Genomic DNA, 21,720 nt, shown 5'->3' with positions numbered 1-21,720 from the left:
TCCACCCGTGCGGGGAGCGATGTCTTGTTCACTCAGGGCTGCAAACATCCATCCTCTCCGTTCTGTTCCGTATCTCGACCCGCCGCTCGGGCGGTATGGACGAGTTCTTCGCGCAGCAGAGCGAGCACCGCCCGTACGCTCCCGGCCCGGATCGCGGCCCGGTCCCCACTGAGCTGAATCCGCTGAGCGACGACTCCCCCGGATCCGGGAGGCGAAACCGCTACGTAGACGGTGCCCACCGGCTGACCGTCCTGCGGATCAGGACCGGCCACCCCGGTGGTGGCCACGCCCCAGTCGGCGCCGAGCCGCTCGCGCACCCCGGTGGCCAGTTGTCTGGCGACCTCCGCGTCGACCGCGCCGCGCTCCGCGAGCAGGGCTCCGTCGACGCCGAGCGTCCCGCGCTTCACATCGGTGGCGTACGCGGTGACCGAGCCCCGGAAGACCCGGGAGGCCCCGGGGATGTCCGTGAGCGCCGCGGCCACCAGCCCGCCGGTGAGGGATTCGGCCACCGCGAGAGTCTGTCCGCGCCCGGCCAGCAGGGTCAGTACCTGGGCCGCGGGGTTCCCCGCCGTGCCGCCGTCACTCACCGTTCGCTCTCCTCCCGCTCCGCCGTACGCCGCCCACCGCGCTCGCGCGCCAGTCCGGCCCGGCGCAGCACGATCGCCTGCCGTATGTAGTCGAGACCGGTGCCCACCGTGAGCACCACCGCCGCCGCCATCACCCACCAGCGGGCGGTGGCCAGCAGTCCGGGCAGCACCAGGATGTACATGCCGACCGCGACGCCCTGGGCGAGGGTCTTCACCTTGCCGCCCCGGCTGGCCGGGATCACCCCGTGCCGGATGACCCAGAAGCGCAGCGCGGTGATGCCCAGCTCACGGGCGAGGATCACCCCGGTCACCCACCAGGGCAGCTCGGCCAGCAGCGACAGACAGATCAGCGCGGCGCCCATGATCGCCTTGTCCGCGATGGGGTCGGCGATCTTGCCGAAGTCGGTGACCAGGTTGTAGCGCCTGGCCAGCTCCCCGTCGAACAGGTCGGTGATCATGGCGATGGTGAACGCGGCCCATGCCCAGGCCCGCCAGACCGGGTCGTGGCCGCCGTCGGCGAGCATCAGCAGCACGAAGCCGGGCACCAGCAGCAGCCGGATCATGGTCAGCACATTGGCGATGTTCCACAGTCCGGGCCCGGCCGCCGTCGCCGCGGCCCGCCCGCCGGCCGGCCGTCCCTTCCCGGCCGCCGCGGCCGGCACATTGCTCATCTGTCGGCCCCGGCGGGTACGGGGACGGCGGCCGGGCGCGGTGCGGCGAACAAGTCCACTCCCTCGGCGCCGGTGATCTCGGTGTCGACGAACTCCCCGACGCCCGGCACCGGGGCGTCCGGGGAGCCGGTGATCAGCATCTGGCCGTCGGTCTCGGGCGCCTGGTGGGCGGCGCGACCCACCGCGATGACCCCGTCCTCGGCGCCGTCCTCGGCCGCGACGGACTCGATAAGCACCCGGGCCGGCTCACCGATCCGGTCCTCGGCACGCTGCGCGGTCAGCTGTTCCGCCAGCTGAGTGATCCGGTCCAGCCGCTCGGCGATCACCTCCGGAGCGTTCTTCCGCTCGTAGGAGGCCGCCTCGGTGCCGTCCTCGTCCGAGTATCCGAAGACACCGATCGCGTCCAGGTCGGCCCCGATCAGGAAGCGCTCCAGTTCCGCCACGTCGGCCTCGGTCTCACCGGGGAAGCCCACGATGAAGTTGGACCGCACCCCGGCCAGCGGCGCCTTGCCCCGGATGGTGGCGAGCAGTTCGAGGAAGCGGTCGGTGTCCCCGAACCGCCGCATGGCGCGCAGCACCGCGGGCGCCGAGTGCTGGAAGGAGAGATCGAAGTAGGGGGCGACCTTCTCGGTGCCGGTCAGCACGTCGATCAGCCCGGGCCGCATCTCGGCGGGCTGCAGGTAGCTGACCCGGATCCGCTCCAGGCCGTCCACGGCGGCGAGTTCGGGCAGCAGGGTCTCCAGCAGCCGGATGTCGCCGAGGTCCTTGCCGTAGGAGGTGTTGTTCTCGGAGACCAGCATGATCTCCTTGACGCCCTGCTCGGCCAGCCAGCGCGCCTCTCCCAGAACGTCGGAGGGCCGCCGGGAGATGAACGAGCCCCGGAAGGACGGGATCGCGCAGAACGAGCAGCGCCGGTCGCAGCCGGAGGCCAGCTTCACCGACGCCACCGGGCCGTCGCCCAGCCGGCGCCGCAGCGGCGCCCGCGGCCCGGAGGCCGGCGCCAGACCGGCCGGCAGGTCCGCCGGGACGCTCTCCCCGTGCCCGGGCAGCGCCACCTCGGCGCCCTGCCTCTCCACGGGGCTGATCGGCAGCAGCTTGCGCCGGTCGCGCGGGGTGTGCGGCACGTGCCCGCCGCCGGACAGGATGCTGCCGAGCCGCTCGGAGATGTCCGCGTAGTCGTCGAAGCCGAGCACGCCGTCCGCCTCCGGCAGGGCCTCGGCCAGTTCCTTGCCGTACCGCTCGGCCATACAGCCGACCGCCACCACCGCCTGGGTGCGGCCCTGGCCCTGGCCGGCCGCCGCCTTCAGGTCGCCCGCCTCCAGCAGCGCGTCGACCGAGTCCTTCTTGGCGGCCTCGACGAAGCCGCAGGTGTTGACCACGGCGACGTCGGCGTCCGCCGCGTCCTCGACCAGATCCCAGCCGTCTGCGGCCAGCCGCCCCGCCAGCTCTTCCGAATCCACCTCATTACGGGCGCATCCAAGGGTGACCAGGGCAACGGTACGGCGATCGGACATGGGCTCAGCCTACTTCGTCCCCACCGGCCCGCCCGCCCCCGGCCCGGCAACAGAGCCCGCACGCACGGTCGTGCGACCCCGCGGCGGCTCCACCAGGCGCCGGCTCAGCCTTCCTCGGGGTCGCCCTTGGTGTACGTCAGCCGCTGCACCTGGCCCGAGTCGCCCACGCTGTCCAGGGGCTTCCCGTTGACATGCAGCTGCACCGCGCCGGCGTTGCCCAGCACCAGGTCGATCTGCTCGTCGTCCACGAAGGTCTGGGAGTCGCCGTCGCTCAGCACCCCTTCGAACAGAAGTCGGCCGCTGCTGTCCTTGGCGGAGATCCAGCTCGATCCGCCCTCCACCGTGGCCATCACCGTGACCTTGTCGGCCGGCACCCCGGCCACCGCCTCGTCCGACGGGTCGGGCTCCGGGTCGGCGGGCGGCAGCGGCTCGCTCTCCTGTTCCGCGCCCTCCGGGCCGCCCTCGGCGGTGGGTGAGGGCGAGGGGCTGTCCTGGGCCACCGAACCGGCCGAGTTGCCGCCGCCGGACAGGAAGCTGAAGCCCACGAAGGCGATCACCGCGACGATCGCGGCGACCATCGCGGCCGTCCAGTTGGGGCGCCGGGGCTCGGGCCGGATGCGCTCCGCCTCGAAGACGGGCGCGGCGGGCGACGGTGGCGGCGCGGCGCCCTCCTGATCCGCGTACAGGGCGATCACCTCGGCCGGGTCGAGCCCGACCGCGCGCGCGACCATCCGGATGTGCCCGCGCGCGTAGACGTCACCGCCGGAGCGGGAGAAATCGTCCGCCTCGATGGCATGAATGATCGGAGCCCGCACCCGAGTCGCGGAACTGACCTCATCCACGGTCAGGCGCGCATCGATCCGGGCCTGCTGAAGGGTGCGACCGACGGAAGGCCGGTCCTTGGCGGGGGAATTGCCGTTGGACACGGGCGGGCCTTTCGAGCGTGATACCGCGTGCTGTGCGGACAAGTCTAGGGGGGACGCCGAAGGAACGGGCAAGCGGGCCGGTGAACTTTGTCCGCCAACCGAATGGTCCCGCCCGCGCCCCCTCCCGGCCTCACACGGCGCACCGGATTACGCCTTACGGGTGAGGTTCACCCCGGATCACCGCCAGCACCCCCGGCAATTCGTCCGGCTTCACCAGCACGTCCCGCGCCTTGGACCCCTCGCTCGGCCCCACCACGCCCCGCGACTCCATCAGGTCCATCAGCCGCCCGGCCTTGGCGAAGCCCACCCGCAGCTTGCGCTGGAGCATCGACGTCGAACCGAACTGGGTGGTCACCACCAGCTCCGCCGCCTGGCACAGCAGATCCAGATCGTCGCCGATCTCCTCGTCGATCTCCTTCTTGCGCCCGCCGCCGCCGACCGTGACGTCGTCCCGGAAAACCGGGTCCATCTGCTCCTTGCAGTGCCGCACCACGGCGGCGACCTCGGCCTCGGTGATGAAGGCGCCCTGCATGCGGGTGGCCTTGCTGTCGCCCATCGGCAGGAACAGACCGTCCCCCTTGCCGATCAGCTTCTCCGCGCCCGCCTGATCCAGGATCACCCGGCTGTCGGCGAGCGAGGACGTCGCGAACGCCAGCCGCGAGGGCACGTTCGCCTTGATCAGACCGGTCACCACGTCCACGCTGGGCCGCTGGGTGGCGAGCACCAGATGGATCCCCGCGGCCCGCGCCAGCTGCGTGATGCGGACGATCGCGTCCTCCACGTCCCGCGGCGCCACCATCATCAGATCCGCCAGCTCGTCGACGATCACCAGCAGGTACGGGTACGGGGCCGGCTCGCGCTCGCTGCCGGGCGGCGCGGTGACCTTGCCCGACCGCACCGCCGCGTTGAAGTCGTCGATGTGCCGGAACCCGTACGCGGCCAGATCGTCGTACCGCAGATCCATTTCGCGCACCACCCACTGGAGCGCCTCGGCGGCCCGCTTGGGGTTGGTGATGATCGGGGTGATCAGGTGCGGGATGCCCTCGTACGCCGTCAGCTCCACCCGCTTGGGGTCCACCAGCACCAGCCGGACCTCCTCCGGGGTGGCGCGCAGCATGATCGAGGTGATCAGGCAGTTGATGCACGAGGACTTGCCGGATCCGGTGGCACCGGCCACCAGCAGATGCGGCATCTTCGCCAGGTTCGCCGCCACATAGCCGCCCTCGACGTCCTTGCCGAGCCCCACCAGCAGCGGGTGGGTGTCCCCCACTGAGTCGGCGGTGCGCAGCACGTCCCCGAGGTTGACCATCTCCCGGTCGCTGTTGGGGATCTCGATACCGACCGCCGACTTGCCGGGGATCGGGCTGATGATCCGCACATCGGGACTGGCCACCGCGTACGCGATGTTCTTGGTCAGGGCGGTGATCTTCTCCACCTTGACCGCCGGACCCAGCTCCACCTCGTAGCGGGTGACGGTCGGGCCCCGGGTGAAACCGGTGACCGCCGCGTCCACCTTGAACTCGGTGAACACCGTGGTCAGCGACTCCACCACCGCGTCGTTGGCGGCGCTGCGGGTGCGGCCGGGGCCGCCGCGCTCCAGGAGGTCCAGGGAGGGCAGCGCGTAGGTGATGTCCCCCGCCAGCTGGAGCTGTTCGGCGCGCCGCGGCAGCGACTCCACCGGCTCGGGGGCGGCCTTGGTCAGATCGGGCACACCGCCGCTCGCACCACGCTGCGCGGGCGGCGCGGCGGCCCCGCTGTCGGCGGCGGAGGCGGTACGGGAGCGGCCGGTGGACACCCGGCTGCTGAGATCGGCGACCAGCGGCGAGGGCTGCACCCCGTGCAGCACGGCGCCGTCCAGGGCGGCGGCGGTCGCCGCTGCCACGTCGATGGGGTCACCGTCCCGCTCCCGCGCCCCCTTGCGGCCGCGCGGCGCCCGGCGGCGCTCCAGCTCCTCCTGCTCCGGGCCCTCGGCGTCCTCGCCCCGCTCGGAGCCCTCGCCACGGCGCGGCCGGCGCGGGCGCACCGGGCGCTCGGTGCCGCCGTACGGGGTGTCGGAGGGGTACGGGTCCCCGTCGTCGTCCTCGGTGTAGACCCGCAGCCGGACGGCTGCCTGCCGCACGCGGCGCGGGATGGCGTTGACCGGGGTGGCGGTCACCACCAGCAGTCCGAAGACCGTCAGCAGCACCAGCAGTGCCACGGCCAGCATCTCACCCAGCGTCAGGATCAGCGGGCGGGAGGCCGCCCAGCCGATGTAGCCGCCCGTGTCCCGCAGCGCCTGGGCACCGTCGCTGCGGCCGGGCGCGCCGGTGGCGACGTGCACCAGGCCGAGCACCCCGATCACCAGCGCGGTCAGCCCGACCACGATCCGGCCGTTCGCCTCGCGTTTCTCGGGGTGCGCGAACAGGCGCACCGCCATGAAGCCGAGCAGCAGCGGGAAGACCAGATCCAGGCGGCCCAGCGCCCCGGTGATGATCAGGGTGATCAGATCGCCGACCGGGCCCTGGAGATTGGCCCAGGTGCCGGCCATCACGATCAGCGCGAGGCCGAGCAGCAGCAGAGCGAGCCCGTCCTGCCGCAGATCGGGGTCGAGCCCCTTGGTGCCGCTCCGTATGCCGCGCATCATGGCGCCCACCGAGTGCGCGACACCCAGCCACAGCCGGCGGGCGACGCGGACCACGATGTTGCGTTTGGGCGCGGCCTTCTTCTTGGCCGGCGGCTTGCGTGCCGCCGTCTTCTTCGCGGGCGCTCTCCTGGCGGGCGCCGTCTTCCTGGCTCCCCCGCCGCTGCGCCCGGCGCCTGCGCTGTGGGAACTCCTGCCGGACGTACCTGAAGCCATGAGGGGCAGATTACCGGGGACTTCGCGCCGGAGCACGGACACCGCTCCCGGGCGCCGCCAGCGGGCGGGTGCCGAACGGGTAGTGGGAGCACGCGCCGCGGGGCCGCGAGCGCGCCCGGGCCGCCGCCACGGCGGGCGGCAGCGGCCGGCCGTCCACCACCGGAACGGGCCCGGCACGTCGCACGCTCCGCCACCGGGCCCGGCCCCTGTCTTCCGCTACGGCGACTCGTCCGCCTGGCCGGCTTCTCCCGACCCCGGCTCCAGGGCGTCCAGCGCCCTGCGCAGCCCGGACAGTTTCCGCTCCAGATGCGCTGCCGTGGACACCGCCGCCGAGCCGCCCGATTCGGCCAGCTCCTTGGACAGTGCCTCGGCCTGCTCCTCGACGGCCGCCAGCCGCGCCGACAGCTCCGGCAGCAGACCGCCGGGGCCGCGCTCGGTGTCGGCGGGCGAGACGCCGCCCTCCAGCTCGCGGCGCAGCAGCGCCGCCTGCTCCCGCAGCTGCACGTTCTTCATGTGCAGCTCGACGAACACCGAGACCTTCGCCCGCAGCACCCACGGGTCGAACGGCTTGGAGATGTAGTCCACCGCGCCCGCCGCGTAGCCGCGGAAGGTGTGGTGCGGGCCGTGATTGATCGCGGTGAGGAAGATGATGGGGATGTCCCGGGTGCGCTCCCGCCGCTTGATGTGCGCGGCGGTCTCGAAGCCGTCCATCCCCGGCATCTGGACGTCCAGCAGGATCACCGCGAAATCGTCTGTGAGCAGCGCTTTGAGCGCTTCCTCCCCTGACGATGCCCGGACCAGTGTCTGATCGAGCGCGGAGAGGATCGCCTCCAGCGCCAGCAGATTCTCGGGCCGGTCATCGACCAGGAGGATCTTGGCCTTCTGCACCATGGCCCGTCCTCCTCGCCCCTTGCGGCGTCGCCGTGGCGCGCCGCTGTCCAGGACGGCTGTTGTGCACGCCGCCCACTCCTGTGCCGGACATGTTGGCACCCACGCGCGCGGGACCGCCAGCGATCCCGGTCACCAGCCCAGGGGGCGGCGGCCTACGGTGGGCCCCGCTTCGTCACGGGAAGCCGAAATCACTTTCGGCCAGCTCCCCGCTCCACGGGCGATTACCCTGCCCGCCGTTCAGCAACCGACCGCGCACGGCGCCCGGTGATCAGCGCATTGCGCTGCGTCACCATACCATGTGCGCTCGGGAGCGGCGAACAGAGTGAACCGCACACCGTCAACGCCCGCAACCCCGGGATGGTTCCGTCAACACCGGCCGTGGGAAAGGTCACTTCCTCTCGATCCACTCCTCCATCACGGCCACCAGATGATCGGTGTCCACCGGCTTGGTCACATAGTCCGAGGCGCCCGACTCGATGCTCTTCTCGCGGTCGCCCTGCATCGCCTTCGCGGTGAGCGCGATGATCGGCAGCCCGGCGAACTGCGGCATCCGGCGGATCGCCGCCGTCGTCGCGTAGCCGTCCATCTCCGGCATCATGATGTCCATCAGCACGAGCACCACGTCCTCGTTGGACTCCAGGACCTCGATGCCCTCCCGCCCGTTCTCCGCGTAGAGCACCGAGAGCCCGTGCTGCTCCAGCACGCTGGTCAGCGCGAACACATTGCGCACGTCGTCGTCGACGATCAGTACCTTGCGGCCCCGGAAGTCGTGGAACTCCCGCCGCCTGCGGACCGCGTCACGGCCCCGCTCCGCCTCGCGGTCCCCACCGCCGGACGGCACCTCCGGCTCGCGGAACCGCCGCGTCATGGTGGCCGCGGCCCGCTCGGCCGCGGAGGACGCCGCCGTACGGTTCCCGGACCCGTTCTGCGCGTGGTCCTCGCTCTCCCGCGCCCGCGGCAGTGCCGGCGGTACGGCGGGCGCGGAGTCGGCCGCCGGTACGGGGCCCTCCCCGTTCCGTGCGGCGCCGGTCACCCCGGCGTCCGGCTCGGGCAGGCGCGCCGCCTCCAGGGCCCGGCGCTCGGCCGCCTTGCGCGCGATCGCCTCCCGGGTCTGCGCGCTGTCCAGGACCGGGGCGCCCTCCGTCAGCTGCCGGTATCCGGGCGGCGGCAGCTCGGTGGGGTGCAGCGGCAGGAACAGCGTGAACGTCGATCCGCGCCCCGGCTCGCTCGCCGCGTGGATCTCACCGCCCAGCAGCCGCGCGATCTCCCGGCTGATCGACAGACCCAGGCCCGTACCCCCGTACTTGCGGCTGGTCGTGCCGTCCGCCTGCTTGAACGCCTCGAAGATCACCCGCATCTTGCTCGCCGCGATCCCGATCCCGGTGTCCGAGACCGAGAACGCCACCAGCGGCGCGTCCCCGTTCTCGATCGACCCGTTCGCCAGCATCTGCTCCCGGATCTCGTACGGCGCCTCGGTGCCGGCCGCCCGGATCACCAGCTCCACCGAACCCGTGTCGGTGAACTTCACCGCGTTCGACAGCAGGTTCCGCAGCACCTGCAGCAGCCGCTGCTCATCGGTGTGCAGCGTGGCCGGCAGCTCGGGCGAGACCCGCACCGACAGCTCCAGGTTCTTCTCCGCCGTCAGCGGCCGGAAGGACGCCTCCACATAGTCCACCAGCTGCACCAGCGCGATCCGGGCCGGCGAGACGTCCATCTTGCCCGCCTCGACCTTCGACAGGTCCAGGATGTCGTTGATCAGCTGCAGCAGGTCCGAACCCGCCCCGTGGATCGTCTCGGCGAACTCCACCTGCTTGCGCGAGAGATTGCCCTCGGCGTTGTCCGCGAGCAGCTTCGCCAGGATGAGCAGCGAGTTCAGCGGCGTGCGCAGCTCGTGCGACATGTTCGCCAGGAACTCCGACTTGTACTTCATCGACAGCGCCAGCTGCTCGGCCCGCTCCTCCAGGACCTGCCGGGCGTCCTCGATCTCCGAGTTCTTCACCTCGATGTCCCGGTTGGTGCGCGCCAGCTGATCCGCCTTGAGGACGAGCTCCTCGTTGGAGTTCTTGAGCGCCCGCTGCTGCTCCTCCAGCTCGTTGCGGGTCACCCGCAGCTTGTCCGCGGTCTCCTGCGTCTGGTCCAGCAGCATCTTGGTCCGCGTGTTGACGCTGATGGTGTTGACGCTGCCGGCGATCATCTCCGCCATCTGGTTGAGGAAGTCCCGTTCGATGACGGTGAACTCGCCGAACGTCGCCAGCTCCAGCACACCGAGCACCCGGTCCTCGAACACCACCGGCAGCACGATCACCTGCGCCGGCGGGGCCTGCCCCAGACCGGAGGAGATCGCCAGGTAGCCCTCGGGCGTCGGCCCGAACATGATCGTCCGGCGCTCGGCCGCGGCCGTGCCGATGAGCGAGTCACCCGGCCGGAACGAGGTCGGATGCGCCCCCGCCGCGTAGCCGTACGAGCCGATCAGCCGCAGCTCGAACCCGTCCCCGTCGTCGGGCCCCGCCACCACCGGCGACTCCGCGTCGGCGGGCATCGACAGGAAGAACGCGCCGTGCTGCGCGGAGACGGCGGGCGCCAGCTCGCTCATGATCAGCCCCGCCACGTCCTTCAGATCGCGACGGCCCTGCATCAGCGCCGAGATCCTGGCCAGATTGCTCTTGAGCCAGTTCTGCTCGTCGTTCGCCTTGGTGGTGTCCCGCAGGTTGGTGATCATCGTGTTGACGCTCTCCTGGAGCGCGAGGATCTCGCCCTCCGCGTCGGTCTCGATCCGCACCGTGTGATCCCCGCGGGTCACCGCCGTCGCCACCCGGGCGATCGTGCGCACCTGCTGGGTCAGGTTCCCCGCCATCTCGTTGACGGAGTCCGTCAGGTCCTTCCAGGACCCGGCCACATCGCGCACCACCGCCTGACCGCCCAGTTGTCCGTCCGTACCCACCTCGCGGGCCACCCGGATCACCTGATCCGCGAACATCGACAGCTGATCGACCATCGTGTTGATCGTGCTCTTCAGCTCCAGGATCTCGCCCTGGGCGTTGATGTCGATCTTCTTCGTCAGATCGCCGCGCGCGATCGCGGTGGTCACATCCGCGATGTTGCGCACCTGGAGCGTCAGGTTGGTGGCCATCTGGTTCACCGACTCGGTCAGGTCCCGCCAGGTCCCCGACACCCCCGGCACACTGGCCTGGCCGCCCAGCTGCCCCTCGGTGCCCACCTCGCGCGCCACACGCGTGACCTCGTCCGCGAACGAGGACAGCGTCGTCACCATCTTGTTGACGGTGTCGGCGAGCTGCGCCACCTCGCCGCTGGCCTCGATCGTCACCTTCTTCGACAGATCACCGTTGGCCACCGCCGTGGCCACGTCGGAGATGCCGCGCACCTGCATCGTCAGGTTGCTGGCCATCACGTTGACGTTGTCGGTCAGGTCCTTCCAGGTGCCCGACACCCCGCGCACCCGCGCCTGGCCGCCGAGCTGGCCCTCCGTACCCACCTCGCGGGCCACGCCGCTCACCTGGTCGGCGAAGGAGGACAGCTGGTCCACCATCGTGTTGACCGTGGTGACCAGCTCCAGGATCTCGCCCCGGGCGTCCACCGTGATCTTCTTGGTCAGATCGCCGTCCGCGACCGCCTTCATCACCTCGGCGATGCCCCGCACCTGATCGGTCAGATTGTTCGCCATGCTGTTGACGGACCGGGTGAGGTCCTTCCAGGTGCCGGAGACCCCGTCCACCCGGGCCTGCCCGCCGAGGCGGCCCTCCGTGCCCACTTCCTGGGCGACACGTGTCACCTGGTCGGCGAAGGACGAGAGCTGGTCCACCATCTGGTTCAGGGTGTCCTTGAGCTCAAGGATCTCGCCCTGCGCGTCGACGGTGATCTTCCGCGACAGATCACCCCGGGCCACCGCCGTGGCGACCTCCGAGATGCCCCGCACCTGGCTGGTCAGGTTGGTGGCCATGTCATTGACCGAGTCGGTCAGGTCCCGCCACACACCGCCGACCCCGGCGACCATCGCCTGACCGCCCAGGCGGCCCTCCGTACCCACCTCACGGGCCACCCTGGTGACCTGGGCGGCGAACATCGACAGCTGATCCACCATCGTGTTCATGCTGTTCTTCAGTTCGAGGATCTCGCCGCGGGCGTCCACGGTGATCTTCCGCGACAGGTCGCCGCCGGCCACCGCCATCGTGACCTGCGCGATGCCCCGCACCTGATCGGTCAGATTCGTCGCCATGTCGTTGACGGAGTCCGTCAGCTGCCGCCAGGTACCGGAGACGCCGTCCACCCGCGCCTGGCCGCCCAGCCGGCCCTCGATGCCCACCTCGGTGGCCACCCGCGTGACCTGCTCCGCGAACGAGGACAGCTGGTCCACCATGGTGTTCACGGTGTTCTTCAGCTCGGCCATCTCACCCGAGACATCGACCGTGACCTTCTGCGACAGGTCACCGTTGGCCACCGCCTTCGTCACCTGCGAGATGTCCCGGACCTGCGCGGTGAGGTTGCGGAACGCCGTATTGACCGAGTCGGTCAGGTCCCGCCACTCCCCGGCCACGCCCAGCACGGACGCCTGACCGCCCAGCGCGCCCTCGTGGCCGATCTCCCGGGCCACCCGCGTCACCTCGGACTGGAACGACGACAGCTGGTCCACCATCGTGTTCACCGTGGTCTTCAGCTCCAGCATCTCGCCGGAGACGTCCACGGTCACCTTCTTCGACAGGTCGCCGATGGCCACCGAGGTCGTCACCTCGGCGATGTCGCGCACCTGCGCCGTCAGGTTCCGGAAGGCGTCGTTGACCGTGTCGGTCAGCTCCTTCCAGGTACCGGCCACCCCGTGCACCCGGGCCTGCGCGTCGAGGCGGCCGTCCGTACCGATCTCCGAGGCCGCCCGCGTCACCTCGTCCGCGAAGTTGCGCAGCGTGCCGTTCATCTCCGTGACGGTGCGCGCCAGCTGCGCCACCTCACCGCGCGCGCTCACCCGGATCGTCTGCGACAGGTCACCGTTGGCCACCGCCGTCGTCACCCGGGCGATGTCCCGCACCTGGGCCGTGAGGTTCGTGGCCATCGTGTTGACGTTGTCGGTCAGGTCCTTCCAGACACCGGCCACGCCCTCCACCCGCGCCTGACCGCCGAGCTGCCCGTCGGTGCCCACCTCGCGGGCCACCCGCGTCACCTCGGACTGGAAGGAGGAGAGCTGATCCACCATGGAGTTCACGGTGTTCTTCAGCTCCTGCATCTCCCCTTCCACATGGACGGTGACCTTCTGCGACAGATCGCCGTCCGCCACCGCCTTGGTGACCGTGGAGATGTCCCGCACCTGCGCGGTCAGCCGCAGCACCATCTGGTTGACCGAGTCCGTCAGGTCCTTCCAGGTGCCGGCGACGCCCGGCACGTGCGCCTGGCCGCCCAGCTTGCCCTCGGTCCCCACCTCACTGGCGACCCGGGTCACCTCGTCGGTGAACTCCGACAGCTGATCCACCAGGCCATTGACGGTGCGCCCGACCTTCAGGAACTCGCCGCGCAGCGGACGCGCCGAGCCGTTGCCGCCCGGCGCCTTCAGCTCCATGCGCGGCTCCAGATCACCGACGGCGACCGCCGACAGCACGCGCCCCACCTCGGCCATCGGCCGCGCGAGATCGTCCACCAGCTCGTTGGCGTCGTCGATCGCCTTGGCCCAGGCGCCGTCGCTGACCCCGCTCTCCATCCGTTCCGTGAGTTTTCCCTCACGGCCCACGACCCGGCGCACCCGCGACAGCTGCCCGGTGAGATGGAGATTACGGTCCGCGACCTCGTTGTAGACGGCGGCGAGCTCGGCCATCGGTCCTTCACCGGCCACGGTCAGCCGCCGCCGGAAGTTCCCGTCCCGCATCGACTCCAGCGCAGAGAGCAGCCGGCCCAGCGCCACGGCGTCCACTTCCACCGTGCCGCTTCCCCGAGACTTCCCGCCGCGCCCACGCGTTCCGGTGCGCGCCACTGCTCCCTCAGACACCACTGTGTCCCTCCTGCGGTTCGACCATTTCGCCCGGGCTTACCTCAACGAGCCTTCCCAGTGTTTCACTCTCGAAGAACCGGGCGATAACAGTTCGGCAGCATCGCACACCCGGGTATCCCGGTCGGGGGGAAATCACCGGATCCGACGCCCGCGCGGGCGGTCAACGTCAGTAATCTGGCTTCCGGCCGTCGATGAGGCGTCCGGAAGCGACGAGAGACCTTTTGGGGGAGTGACGTGATCACCGCGCGAGCCGCTGCCACCTTCGAGCCGGTTGGGCGCTCCGTCGCCACGGCACGCGGCTTCGTCCGGGACACACTCCAGGGCTGGGGACTGGCGGAGCTGATCGAGGACGCGGTCGTGCTGACCAGCGAGCTGGTCACCAACGCCGTCATCCACGCGGGGACCGCCGCCGAGGTCCGCTGCCTGCGCGACGACACCGGCGTCCGTTTCGAGATCATCGACCGGCACCCCGAGCGCGAACTCCCCATCGGCGACGTCAGCCGGGGCCGGGACCTGAACAGCGAGGGCGGCCGCGGGCTCATGCTCTGCGCGGCCCTCGCCTCCCGCTGGGGCGTCGACTACACCAGCGCCGACAAGTGCGTGTGGTTCCGCCTCGAACAGCAGACCTTCCCGGCCGGCACCCGCTCCGCCGGGCCCCCGCTGCCCAGCGAGGCGCTGCCGCTGGCCGAGACCCGGGTCAAGGTCGCCGTCATCCAGGTCGACCGCGCCGACACCGTCACCTCCTGGAACGCCGACGCCCAAGCCCTCTTCGGCTACCCGCCCGAGCAGGTCATCGGCAAGCCGCTGGCCGACCTCGCCGCCTGGCCGCAGACGCCGGGCACCGGCACCGGCATCGCCGAGGCGCTGTCCCTGTCCCGCTGGGAGGGCAGCTACGGGCTGCGCGACTCCGAGGGCCGTACGGTCCCGGTCTACGCCTGCCACCTGCGGGTCCGCGACGCCCGCGGCGAGCCGTCCACGGTCTGCCTGATCGTGCACGACCGCGAGCGCGCCATCCTCCAGACCCCCACCCGCGGCTCCGCACGGACCACCGCGGGCCCCGAGGGCAACGAGCGGCCGCAGAGCGACCCGCTGGACGCCCTCATCGGCTCTCCGCCGCCCGATGACCTGGACGGCCTCCTCCAGCGCACCGTGGAGCGCGCACGCGACCTCCTGGACGGCGACGCGGCCTTCCTGCTGCTGGCCACGGACGACGAGACCGAGCTGGAGGTACGCGCCTCCACCGGGCTGCCCGGCGCCCGCCAGCGGTTCGCCCGCGTCCCGGTGGAGGCCGGCAGCGGACGGTACGGCTCGGCCCGGATGCCGTCCGTCCACGAGGACCTGTCCGCCTCCCCCGGCGCGGTGCCCCTGCTGTCCGGCACCGGCATGCACGCCGTGGTCACCGTGCCCCTCAAGGTCGAGGGCCGGCTCACCGGCTCCCTGGGCGTCGCCTCCGAGACCCCGGGCCGGTTCTCCAACGAGGAGGCGCTGCGTCTCCAGTTCGCCGCCGACCGCATCGCGCTGGCCGTCGAGTCCGCCCGCCTGACGGAGCTGGAGCGGCTGCGCCGCAACTCGCTGTCCTTCCTGGTAGAGGCGTCCGAGCTGCTGGCCGGCACCCTGGACCGCGATCAGACGCTGGCCCTGATGGCGCAGATGATCGTGCCCACCCTGGCCACCTGGTGCGGCGTCTACACGATCCCGGAGGCGGGCGCCGAGCCCGTGCTGTCCTACGTGCTGCACGAGGACGAGGACCGCATCGACGGCATCAAGGACCTGCTGGCCCGCGTCGATCCCCCGGACCCCGACATCCGGCTCGGCGTCCGCACCTGGACCGCCCCGGCCGACGCCGCCCACAACACCGCGCTGCGCAGCTCGCTGCGCAGTCTGGCCATGGGCCGGCTGCCCGCGCCCCGTACTCCTGGGCCCAGCCTGGCGACGGCCGCCGCGGTGGGCGGCGAGACGGTGCTGCTGCCGCTGATCGCGCGCAACCGCGTCATCGGGCTGCTCGCGCTGGGCCAGCCGGCCGACGAACGCTTCCGCCAGGACATCCTGGAGCTGGCCGAGGACCTCTCCCGGCGGGCCGCCCTGGCCCTGGACAACGCCCGGCTCTACAGCGAGCGCACGGCCACCAGCCAGTCCCTGCAGCGCAGTCTGCTGCCGCCCGAGCTGCCGGAGATCGACGGCGTGGACGTGGAGGTCATCTACCGCGCGGCGGGCGAGGGCAACGAGGTCGGCGGCGACTTCTACGACGTCTTCCCGATCCGTGAGGGCGCCTACGGCTTCGCCATAGGGGACGTGTGCGGTACGGGTCCGCTGGCCGCGGCGGTCACCGGCCTCGCCCGGCACGCGCTGCGGCTGCTGGCCCGTGAGGGCCTGGGCGGCCCGGCGGTCCTGGAGCGGCTCAACGCCGCCATCCTGGACGAGGGTTCCCGCTCGCGCTTCCTGACGCTGCTGTACGGCGAGCTGTGGCCGCAGCCGGGCGGTGGCGCGCTGCTGAAGATGGTGTGCGCCGGCCATCCGCTGCCGCTGCGTCTGACCCCGGACGGCCGGGTGGAGGCCGCCGCGGACCCGCAGCCGCTGCTCGGTGTGATGGAGGACCTGGAGCTGTACGAGCAGCACACCACGCTCAATCCGGGCGACGTGCTGCTGTGTGTGACGGACGGCGTCACCGAACGCCGTGAGGGCACCCGCATGTTGGGCGACGACGGCCTGGCCGAGGTGCTGAGCAACTGTACGGGGCTGACCGCCGGCGCCGTCGCGGCCCGCGTGCTGCGCGCCGTGGAACGCTTCGCCTCCGACGCCCCGTCCGACGACATGGCGATTCTGACCCTGCGCATCCCCGAGTAAGACGGGCCGGCCGGGCGGCATCTGCCCGCTCGGCCGGCCCGCCCCGGAGCAGGGCAGCGCGCATCCGCACACGGCAACGCAAAAAGGCCCCCACCATCAGGCGGGAGCCTTTCATATATCTTGCTGCGGAGCCCCAAAACGGAATCGAACCGTTGACCTTCTCCTTACCATGGAGACGCTCTGCCGACTGAGCTATTGGGGCATTGTTCGGCGGCGACCTACTCTCCCACACGGTCCCCCATGCAGTACCATCGGCGCTGAAAGGCTTAGCTTCCGGGTTCGGAATGTAACCGGGCGTTTCCCTTTCGCCATGACCACCGAAACTCTAAATGGTTGTCATTCGAAAAAAAATCACAGTGGACGCGAGCATCTGAGGACAAGCCCTCGGCCTATTAGTACCAGTCAACTCCACCTCTCACGAGGCTTCCATATCTGGCCTATCAACCCTGTCGTCTACAGGGAGCCTTACCCCATCAAGTGGGTGGGAGTCCTCATCTCGAAGCAGGCTTCCCGCTTAGATGCTTTCAGCGGTTATCCCTCCCGAACGTAGCCAACCAGCCATGCCCTTGGCAGAACAACTGGCACACCAGAGGTTCGTCCGTCCCGGTCCTCTCGTACTAGGGACAGCCCTTCTCAAGACTCCAACGCGCACAGCGGATAGGGACCGAACTGTCTCACGACGTTCTAAACCCAGCTCGCGTACCGCTTTAATGGGCGAACAGCCCAACCCTTGGGACCAACTCCAGCCCCAGGATGCGACGAGCCGACATCGAGGTGCCAAACCATCCCGTCGATACGGACTCTTGGGGAAGATCAGCCTGTTATCCCCGGGGTACCTTTTATCCGTTGAGCGACGGCGCTTCCACAAACCACCGCCGGATCACTAGTCCCTGCTTTCGCACCTGCTCGACCTGCCAGTCTCACAGTCAAGCTCCCTTGTGCACTTACACTCACCACCTGATGACCAACCAGGCTGAGGGAACCTTTGGGCGCCTCCGTTACTCTTTAGGAGGCAACCGCCCCAGTTAAACTACCCACCAGACACTGTCCCCGATCCGGATCACGGACCCAGGTTAGACATCCAGCACGATCAGAGTGGTATTTCAACAACGACTCCACCTGAACTAGCGTCCAGGCTTCACAGTCTCCCACCTATCCTACACAAACCGAACCGAACACCAATATCAAGCTATAGTAAAGGTCCCGGGGTCTTTCCGTCCTGCTGCGCGAAACGAGCATCTTTACTCGTAGTGCAATTTCACCGGGCCTATGGTTGAGACAGTCAAGAAGTCGTTACGCCATTCGTGCAGGTCGGAACTTACCCGACAAGGAATTTCGCTACCTTAGGATGGTTATAGTTACCACCGCCGTTTACTGGCGCTTAAGTTCTCAGCTTCGCCACACCGAAATGTGACTAACCGGTCCCCTTAACGTTCCAGCACCGGGCAGGCGTCAGTCCGTATACATCGCCTTACAGCTTCGCACGGACCTGTGTTTTTAGTAAACAGTCGCTTCTCGCTGGTCTCTGCGGCCACCCCCAGCTCAGAGAGCAAGTCTCATCACCAGAAATGGCCCCCCTTCTCCCGAAGTTACGGGGGCATTTTGCCGAGTTCCTTAACCATAGTTCACCCGAACGCCTCGGTATACTCTACCTGACCACCTGAGTCGGTTTAGGGTACGGGCCATTGTGAAACTCGCTAGAGGCTTTTCTCGACAGCATAGGATCATCCACTTCACCACAATCGGCTCGGCATCAGGTCTCACCCTCGTGTGGAACGGATTTACCTGCTCCACGGGCCACACCCTTACCCCGGGACAACCACCGCCCGGGCTGGACTACCTTCCTGCGTCACCCCATCACTCACCTACTACAGGTCTGGACCACCGACTCCACCACTCCACCCACCCCCGAAGGGACAGATGGCGGCTTCGCGGGCTTAGCATCGCCTGATTCAGCGTTGGCGCTCCACAACGGGTACCGGAATATCAACCGGTTATCCATCGACTACGCCTGTCGGCCTCGCCTTAGGCCCCGACTTACCCTGGGCAGATCAACTTGACCCAGGAACCCTTAGTCAATCGGCGCAAGAGTTTCCCACTCTTGTATCGCTACTCATGCCTGCATTCTCACTCGCATACCGTCCACAACTCGTTTCCACGGCTGCTTCACCCGGCACACGACGCTCCCCTACCCACCACAACCTTCGTTAGAAGTATTGTTGCAGTGACACGACTTCGGCGGTGTACTTGAGCCCCGCTACATTGTCGGCGCAGAATCACTCGACCAGTGAGCTATTACGCACTCTTTCAAGGGTGGCTGCTTCTAAGCCAACCTCCTGGTTGTCTCTGCGACTCCACATCCTTTCCCACTTAGCACACGCTTAGGGGCCTTAGTCGATGCTCTGGGCTGTTTCCCTCTCGACCATGGAGCTTATCCCCCACAGTCTCACTGCCGCGCTCTCACTTACCGGCATTCGGAGTTTGGCTAAGGTCAGTAACCCGGTAAGGCCCATCACCTATCCAGTGCTCTACCTCCGGCAAGAAACACACGACGCTGCACCTAAATGCATTTCGGGGAGAACCAGCTATCACGGAGTTTGATTGGCCTTTCACCCCTAACCACAGGTCATCCCCCAGATTTTCAACTCTGGTGGGTTCGGGCCTCCACGAGGTCTTACCCTCGCTTCACCCTGCCCATGGCTAGATCACTCCGCTTCGGGTCTAGGGCATGCTACTCAATCGCCCTGTTCGGACTCGCTTTCGCTACGGCTACCCCACACGGGTTAACCTCGCAACACACCGCAAACTCGCAGGCTCATTCTTCAAAAGGCACGCAGTCACGGCACACAGAGCAAGCTCTGTGCACGACGCTCCCACGGCTTGTAGGCACACGGTTTCAGGAACTATTTCACTCCGCTCCCGCGGTACTTTTCACCATTCCCTCACGGTACTATCCACTATCGGTCACCAGGGAATATTTAGGCTTAACGGGTGGTCCCGCCAGATTCACACAGGATTTCTCGGGCCCCATGCTACTTGGGAAACCTTTAAGTGAGCCATGCAGATTTCAGCTACGGGGGTCTTACCCTCTACGCCGGGCCTTTCGCATGCCCTTCGCCTATCCACACAGTTTCTTACTCACCGACCGTCCGGCAGAACGATCAAAAAAGCTCCCACAACCCCGCATGCGCAACCCCTGCCGGGTATCACACACATACGGTTTAGCCTCCTCCGGTTTCGCTCACCACTACTCCCGGAATCACGGTTGTTTTCTCTTCCTGCGGGTACTGAGATGTTTCACTTCCCCGCGTTCCCTCCACACCGCCTATACATTCAGCAGTGGGTGACAGCCCATAACGACTGCCGGGTTTCCCCATTCGGAAACCCCCGGATCACAGCTAGGTTGACAACTCCCCGGGGACTATCGCGGCCTCCCACGTCCTTCATCGGTTCCTGGTACCAAGGCATCCACCGTGCGCCCTTAAAAACTTGGCCACAGATGCTCGCGTCCACTGTGCAATTCTCAAACAACAACCGAAGATTCGACCTTTCACAGCCGTACCTTCAGACACCCAACAGCGAACCAAATGTTGCAGTCAATGTTCCACCCATGAGCAAACCACCGCCGAACACTCGCCGGCGTAGTGGCTCTGGACCGCTATCGCGGTCTAGAAGCTCCTTAGAAAGGAGGTGATCCAGCCGCACCTTCCGGTACGGCTACCTTGTTACGACTTCGTCCCAATCGCCAGTCCCACCTTCGACAGCTCCCTCCCACAAGGGGTTAGGCCACCGGCTTCGGGTGTTACCGACTTTCATGACGTGACGGGCGGTGTGTACAAGGCCCGGGAACGTATTCACCGCAGCAATGCTGATCTGCGATTACTAGCGACTCCGACTTCATGGGGTCGAGTTGCAGACCCCAATCCGAACTGAGACCGGCTTTTTGAGATTCGCTCCACCTCGCGGTATCGCAGCTCATTGTACCGGCCATTGTAGCACGTGTGCAGCCCAAGACATAAGGGGCATGATGACTTGACGTCGTCCCCACCTTCCTCCGAGTTGACCCCGGCAGTCTCCCGTGAGTCCCCGGCACCCCCGAAGGGATCCGCTGGCAACACAGGATAAGGGTTGCGCTCGTTGCGGGACTTAACCCAACATCTCACGACACGAGCTGACGACAGCCATGCACCACCTGTACACCGACCACAAGGGGGCGACCATCTCTGGCCGTTTCCGGTGTATGTCAAGCCTTGGTAAGGTTCTTCGCGTTGCGTCGAATTAAGCCACATGCTCCGCCGCTTGTGCGGGCCCCCGTCAATTCCTTTGAGTTTTAGCCTTGCGGCCGTACTCCCCAGGCGGGGCACTTAATGCGTTAGCTGCGGCACGGACAACGTGGAATGTTGCCCACACCTAGTGCCCACCGTTTACGGCGTGGACTACCAGGGTATCTAATCCTGTTCGCTCCCCACGCTTTCGCTCCTCAGCGTCAGTATCGGCCCAGAGATCCGCCTTCGCCACCGGTGTTCCTCCTGATATCTGCGCATTTCACCGCTACACCAGGAATTCCGATCTCCCCTACCGAACTCTAGCCTGCCCGTATCGACTGCAGACCCAGGGTTAAGCCCTGGGCTTTCACAATCGACGCGACAGGCCGCCTACGAGCTCTTTACGCCCAATAATTCCGGACAACGCTTGCACCCTACGTATTACCGCGGCTGCTGGCACGTAGTTAGCCGGTGCTTCTTCTGCAGGTACCGTCACTTTCGCTTCTTCCCTGCTGAAAGAGGTTTACAACCCGAAGGCCGTCATCCCTCACGCGGCGTCGCTGCATCAGGCTTTCGCCCATTGTGCAATATTCCCCACTGCTGCCTCCCGTAGGAGTCTGGGCCGTGTCTCAGTCCCAGTGTGGCCGGTCACCCTCTCAGGCCGGCTACCCGTCGTCGCCTTGGTAGGCCACTACCCCACCAACAAGCTGATAGGCCGCGGGCTCATCCTGCACCGCCGGAACTTTCCACACACGAGGATGCCCTCATGTGTCGTATCCGGTATTAGACCCAGTTTCCCGGGCTTATCCCAGAGTGCAGGGCAGATTGCCCACGTGTTACTCACCCGTTCGCCACTAATCCCCGGCCGAAACCGGTTCATCGTTCGACTTGCATGTGTTAAGCACGCCGCCAGCGTTCGTCCTGAGCCAGGATCAAACTCTCCATGAATGCTTCATGTAAGAGCAAGGAAAATCCTCGCTAATTGCTGCACCTCAGACGAGGTCGAGATGCAGACTCAGTAAATAATCTGGCATTGACTATTTGGCACGCTGTTGAGTTCTCAAGGAACGGATGCTTCCTTTGGTTCCCTCTCGGGCCCCTCCGGGCTTTCCCTTCGTGTTTCTCACCTTATCAGAGGTAACTTCCGTGCCTTTCCAGGCACTTGAGTCTGCTCTCCGACGTCCCGGTTTCCCCGGC

At 67.8% G+C, this 21,720-nt stretch carries 8 protein-coding genes, 1 tRNA gene and 3 rRNA genes; 1 reads left to right on the top strand and 11 read right to left on the bottom strand.

Annotation, left to right across the window (positions count from 1 at the left end; all coding sequences use genetic code 11):
* Positions 1–32 precede the first annotated feature (32 nt).
* The 7 genes from ACTFAP_RS23415 to ACTFAP_RS23385 form a co-directional block, all read right to left on the bottom strand.
* A complete protein-coding gene (locus tag ACTFAP_RS23415; RefSeq protein WP_500467317.1) occupies positions 33–587 on the bottom strand; it encodes a CinA family protein in 555 nt (184 codons plus the stop codon).
* Positions 584–1,258: a CDP-diacylglycerol--glycerol-3-phosphate 3-phosphatidyltransferase gene (pgsA, locus tag ACTFAP_RS23410; protein WP_390125835.1), complete on the bottom strand. Its 675-nt coding sequence runs from the start codon at positions 1,256–1,258 to the stop codon at positions 584–586. The genes ACTFAP_RS23415 and pgsA overlap by 4 nt, the downstream gene beginning before the upstream one ends.
* A complete protein-coding gene (gene rimO, locus ACTFAP_RS23405) occupies positions 1,255–2,772 on the bottom strand; it encodes a 30S ribosomal protein S12 methylthiotransferase RimO (protein WP_500467316.1) in 1,518 nt (505 codons plus the stop codon). Before rimO ends, pgsA begins: the two co-directional genes overlap by 4 nt.
* Before the next feature lie 104 nt (positions 2,773–2,876).
* The gene (locus ACTFAP_RS23400) at positions 2,877–3,698 is read right to left on the bottom strand and encodes a helix-turn-helix domain-containing protein (RefSeq protein WP_390125839.1); all 822 of its coding nucleotides are present in this window, start codon (positions 3,696–3,698) and stop codon (positions 2,877–2,879) included.
* A 154-nt stretch (positions 3,699–3,852) separates the two neighbouring features.
* Positions 3,853–6,534: a DNA translocase FtsK gene (locus ACTFAP_RS23395; protein ID WP_495682211.1), complete on the bottom strand. Its 2,682-nt coding sequence runs from the start codon at positions 6,532–6,534 to the stop codon at positions 3,853–3,855.
* Between the two features lie 216 nt (positions 6,535–6,750).
* Entirely contained in the window at positions 6,751–7,425 is a 675-nt protein-coding gene (locus ACTFAP_RS23390; RefSeq protein ID WP_495682210.1) for a response regulator, read from the bottom strand.
* 388 nt (positions 7,426–7,813) lie between these two features.
* Positions 7,814–13,336, bottom strand: a complete 5,523-nt coding sequence (locus tag ACTFAP_RS23385; protein WP_500469544.1) for a HAMP domain-containing protein — start codon at positions 13,334–13,336, stop codon at positions 7,814–7,816.
* 312 nt (positions 13,337–13,648) lie between these two features.
* On the opposite strand from ACTFAP_RS23385, the gene ACTFAP_RS23380 reads away from it, so the two are divergent.
* The gene (locus ACTFAP_RS23380; RefSeq protein WP_495682209.1) at positions 13,649–16,258 is read left to right on the top strand and encodes a SpoIIE family protein phosphatase; all 2,610 of its coding nucleotides are present in this window, start codon (positions 13,649–13,651) and stop codon (positions 16,256–16,258) included.
* Between the two features lie 129 nt (positions 16,259–16,387).
* On the opposite strand, the gene ACTFAP_RS23375 is transcribed toward ACTFAP_RS23380, so the two are convergent.
* The 4 genes from ACTFAP_RS23375 to ACTFAP_RS23360 all read right to left on the bottom strand — a co-directional run bounded on the left by ACTFAP_RS23375 (position 16,388) and on the right by ACTFAP_RS23360 (position 21,471).
* A tRNA-Thr gene (locus ACTFAP_RS23375) sits at positions 16,388–16,460 on the bottom strand.
* Between the two features lie 3 nt (positions 16,461–16,463).
* Positions 16,464–16,580: ribosomal RNA gene (gene rrf / locus ACTFAP_RS23370) — 5S ribosomal RNA — on the bottom strand.
* A gap of 50 nt (positions 16,581–16,630) precedes the next feature.
* Positions 16,631–19,753: ribosomal RNA gene (locus tag ACTFAP_RS23365) — 23S ribosomal RNA — on the bottom strand.
* A 188-nt stretch (positions 19,754–19,941) separates the two neighbouring features.
* Positions 19,942–21,471 (bottom strand): 16S ribosomal RNA (locus ACTFAP_RS23360).
* The 16S, 23S and 5S rRNA genes sit together here with 1 tRNA gene alongside, the layout of an rRNA operon.
* Positions 21,472–21,720 lie beyond the last annotated feature (249 nt).

The sequence above is a fragment of the Streptomyces sp. PH9007 genome (assembly GCF_059813725.1).
Note: the sequence above shows the minus strand (reverse complement) of the source record. Positions and strands in the feature narration are given on the sequence as shown.